This window comes from Candidatus Palauibacter australiensis, from assembly GCA_026705295.1.
In the GTDB taxonomy this organism is placed as follows: domain Bacteria; phylum Gemmatimonadota; class Gemmatimonadetes; order Palauibacterales; family Palauibacteraceae; genus Palauibacter; species Palauibacter australiensis.
In genome coordinates, this window is sequence record JAPPBA010000109.1 from 1 (window position 1) to 3,448 (window position 3,448).

Sequence of the window (3,448 nt, forward strand, 5' to 3'; positions counted from 1 at the left end):
CATGCTGCAGGCGCTCAACATGGCCGAGCAGCTCGACCTGCGGGAGATGGGGTACAACAGCGCGAACTACCTCCACGCCCTCTATCAGGTGATGAACCTCTCCTTCGCCGACCGCGACTTCTACTACGGGGACCCCTACTTCCCGCCCGCGGAACCGATCGAGGGACTCCTCTCGAAGGACTATGCGAAGGCCCGGCTCGAGACCATCGACTGGGACCGGAACGACCCGAACGCGGGGCCCGGCGATCCCTATCCCTTCCAGGGGGAGGAGAACCCCTTCGCGGACCTGCTCGAGCGCTGGGGGACGCGGGCCGCCGTGACGACGGAACAGGGAGTTGAGCTATCGCTCGGCGATCACGCCGCACTCGACGAGGACTTCTATCTCGGCACGACCTCGGTACAAGCGGCGGACGCCGAGGGCTGGGTCGTCTCCATCACGCCCTCCGGCGGCTGGATCCCCGCCGTCGTTGCCGGGGAGACCGGGATCGGGCTCTCGCAGCGGGCCCAGAGCTTCGTGCTCGACGAGGCGGACAACCCGTACAACGTGATCGAGCCCGGCAAGCGGCCGCGCGCCACGCTCACGCCGGGCATGGCGCTCAAGGACGGCCGTCCCTTCCTCTCCTTCGCCGTCCAGGGCGGCGACGGGCAGGATCAGAATCTGCTCCAGTTCTTCCTCAACGTGGTCGAGTGGGACATGAACGTGCAGGAGGCGGTCGAGGCGCCGAACATGAACAGCTACCAGATGCGCGGTTCGTTCGGCCAGCATGAGACGCGCCCGGGACGGATGCTCCTGCAGGACGCGACGCCGCCCTGGATCCGCTCCGCCCTGGAGTCGATGGGGTACGACCTGACCTTCGCCGAGCGCACTTCGGGGCCGATCAACGCGATCTTCTTCGACTGGGAGAACGACGCCTTCTGGGGTGGGTCGAGCCACCACGGCGACGACTACGGCATCGCATGGTGACCGCTGGCTTAGCAGCCCGAGGCAAAACCCCGCTGCGTTCGAGCGGCGTTGACGCGGGGTTTTGCCACGGGCTGCCAGCGTGGCCCTATTCGCCCCGCTCCATCACGTCGAACAGATCGTAGCGCCCCGGTGAACGGGTCCGGCCGCCCCGGCGGTCGGATCCGCCGCGCGGGCCATCCCCGTCGCCGTCTGCGGGCCGAAGGTCTCCGGGGTCCGCGGGGCGCCGCAGGTGCCAGTCCGTCGCGCGCTGGTACGCCGCGATGACGGCGAGCAGGTGGTGCTCCGCGTAGGGTTCCGCGCCGAACATGCCCCCGATGGGTCTCGGGTATCCCGTCGACCCGGTCTCGAACCCGATCGGGAAGCCGATGAGCGGCAGCCCCACCATGTCGAAGGGGAAGGGCACGGTCTGCGTCACCAGGTCGCAGCGGCCGAACACCTCTTCGAGGATCTCCTCCAGGAGGACGAGCCGGGCCCGCGAGCCCCGCACGTATTCCGCCGCGGGAAGTAGCAGCCCGTTGATCCACGGCGCGAGCGAGACGCCGAACTTCCTCACGTCATCGCGAAGGTGTTCGAGGAAGATCTCGGAGCGCTCCGGGAGCCGCACGTTGTTGAAGTTGAAGCTCGTCAGCGCCTCCCAGTGGGTGGGGAAGTCGAGTTCGACGATCTCCGCCCCCATCTCCTCGAGGAGCGCGAGCATGCGCCGCCGCGCCTCTGCCGTCGCCACTTCGCGGCGGTACGCCGCCTGCGTCCGCTCGCGCCGCGGGAACGAACTCCCGATGCGGTCGATGTCGGGATCCGGGTCGGGCCCGGGATCCTCCGGCGGCTCGGGCTCATCCAGAAAGCCCGGCAGGACGCCGATCCGCACCGCCCCCCCGCGCTCCGGATGCGTGAGCGCCGCGTCGTCCCCGCTCACCGCCCCCAGGTAGTCCGGAACCGGCGGGAGGCCGAGGGACCGGGGGTCTGCGGGGTCCGGCCCCGCCATGATCTGCAGCATCAGCGCGGCGTCGACCGCGTCCCGGGCCAGGGGGCCGGGATGATCGCGCGTATAGGTGAGGGGGAGGATCCCGTGCAGCGAGACCCGGCCCATCGTCGGCTTGATGCCCGTCAGGGCCTGCGCGTTCGAGGGGTTCGTGATCGAGCCCCCCGTCTGCGTCCCCGTGCTCGACGCGGCCATGCGCGCTGCGACCGCCGTCGCCGATCCGCTCGAGGACCCGCCCGGGCTCACATCGTCATGGTGCGGAGCCCAGGCGTTCACCGTCGTGCGCTCCCCCGTGGGGGTCGACGCGGCCGTCGTCGCGAGGGGTCCCATCTGGGTCTTCCCGAGGAGGATCGCGCCCGCGTCGCGGAGCCGGGCCCACGAGGTCGCGTCGAAGTCCGGCACGAAGTCCTCGAAGATGAACGAGTTGGCCGTCGTGCGGACTCCGGCCGTGAAGTAGTTGTCCTTGATCGCGAGCGGTATCCCCGTCAGCGGCGCCCGCCCGCGCGTCCGGTCGGCGGCCCGGGCCGCCTCCAGCGCCGCCTCGGAAACCACCGTGTTGAACGCCTGGTAGCGGGGGTCCCACCGGCCGATGCGCGTCACATACGCCTCGACGAGTTCGACCGCGCCCATGTCGCCGTCGCGAAGGAGCCGCGCCGCCTCCGCGAGCGTGAGTTCGGTCGGATCCGCAGGTTGCGGACGGGCCACGGGTGGAAGGTTCAGTTCGCCGCGGCGTTCGGCCGCGATCCGGCCGCCCGCCCCGGTCGCTCCGGGGAAGCGCGTCCCGACCCCGGACGCCGCGCTGGAGATTGCACCCAGGGTCGCCGGGGTCGCCACGGCGGTCGCGGTCAGCGCCGTCATCCGCTCGAGGAACCGGCGCCGGTTCAGCTCACCCACGGTTCCACGCGCTCACTTCGGCGGGGTAGATGGCCGGCGCCGGTCCCATGGGGTCGAACTCGAAGTCCGCGATCGCCCCGGGGGTCGACCTCAGGAAGCGCCGCGCGGAGGCCATGATGCGGCGCTGGTCCGCCGGCGCATCCTCATCGTCGTCGGGAAGCACGGAGAGATCGACGCCCGCGAGCGCGAGGCGCGTGCGGATGTACGCGTCGAGTTGCTCGTCCGTCACCTCCTGCGATAACGCGACGGAACGTGGCGGAGAGGGTCGGCGGGCCATGGCGCCTCCGTTGGGGAGATGTTCGGAAGCATCATGCTGCCGGTGATCGCCGCGCGCCACCGCAGCCGTCCGTTCGGCGCGCGCCACAGGGGTTTGCCGCGAACCCGAAGCCGCACTAACGTTCACGAAGACGGATGCAAGGCCATATTTCTTGAGCCAACAATTGCCCATAGAGTCTCCGATCCGGAGGCGGACGTCATGCCCTGCGGGGACGGCGAAAACCGATGGGAGGGGCCGAACCGTGTTGCGGAGGGCTTCAAGAAATCCCCTTGCATCTGATTCTACAGAGGGGGTGACCCACGGGTCGCCCCTTTTGCATCCGGCGGGGGACGGC

The 3,448-nt window shown here is 70.0% G+C and carries 3 protein-coding genes; 1 reads left to right on the forward strand and 2 read right to left on the reverse strand.

The features are described from left to right. A partial coding sequence (locus tag OXN85_08420) for a gamma-glutamyltransferase (protein ID MCY3599981.1) occupies positions 1-964 on the forward strand: 964 nt, incomplete at its 5' end. An 85-nt stretch (positions 965-1,049) separates the two neighbouring features. Here the strand turns inward: OXN85_08420 and OXN85_08425 are convergent. Together OXN85_08425 and OXN85_08430 are read right to left on the reverse strand one after the other, a co-directional pair. Beyond that, positions 1,050-2,837, reverse strand: coding sequence for an amidase (locus tag OXN85_08425; GenBank protein ID MCY3599982.1), 1,788 nt, complete (start codon positions 2,835-2,837; stop codon positions 1,050-1,052). Continuing rightward, the gene (locus OXN85_08430; protein MCY3599983.1) at positions 2,830-3,114 is read right to left on the reverse strand and encodes a hypothetical protein; all 285 of its coding nucleotides are present in this window, start codon (positions 3,112-3,114) and stop codon (positions 2,830-2,832) included. Before OXN85_08430 ends, OXN85_08425 begins: the two co-directional genes overlap by 8 nt. Positions 3,115-3,448: the final 334 nt, after the last annotated feature.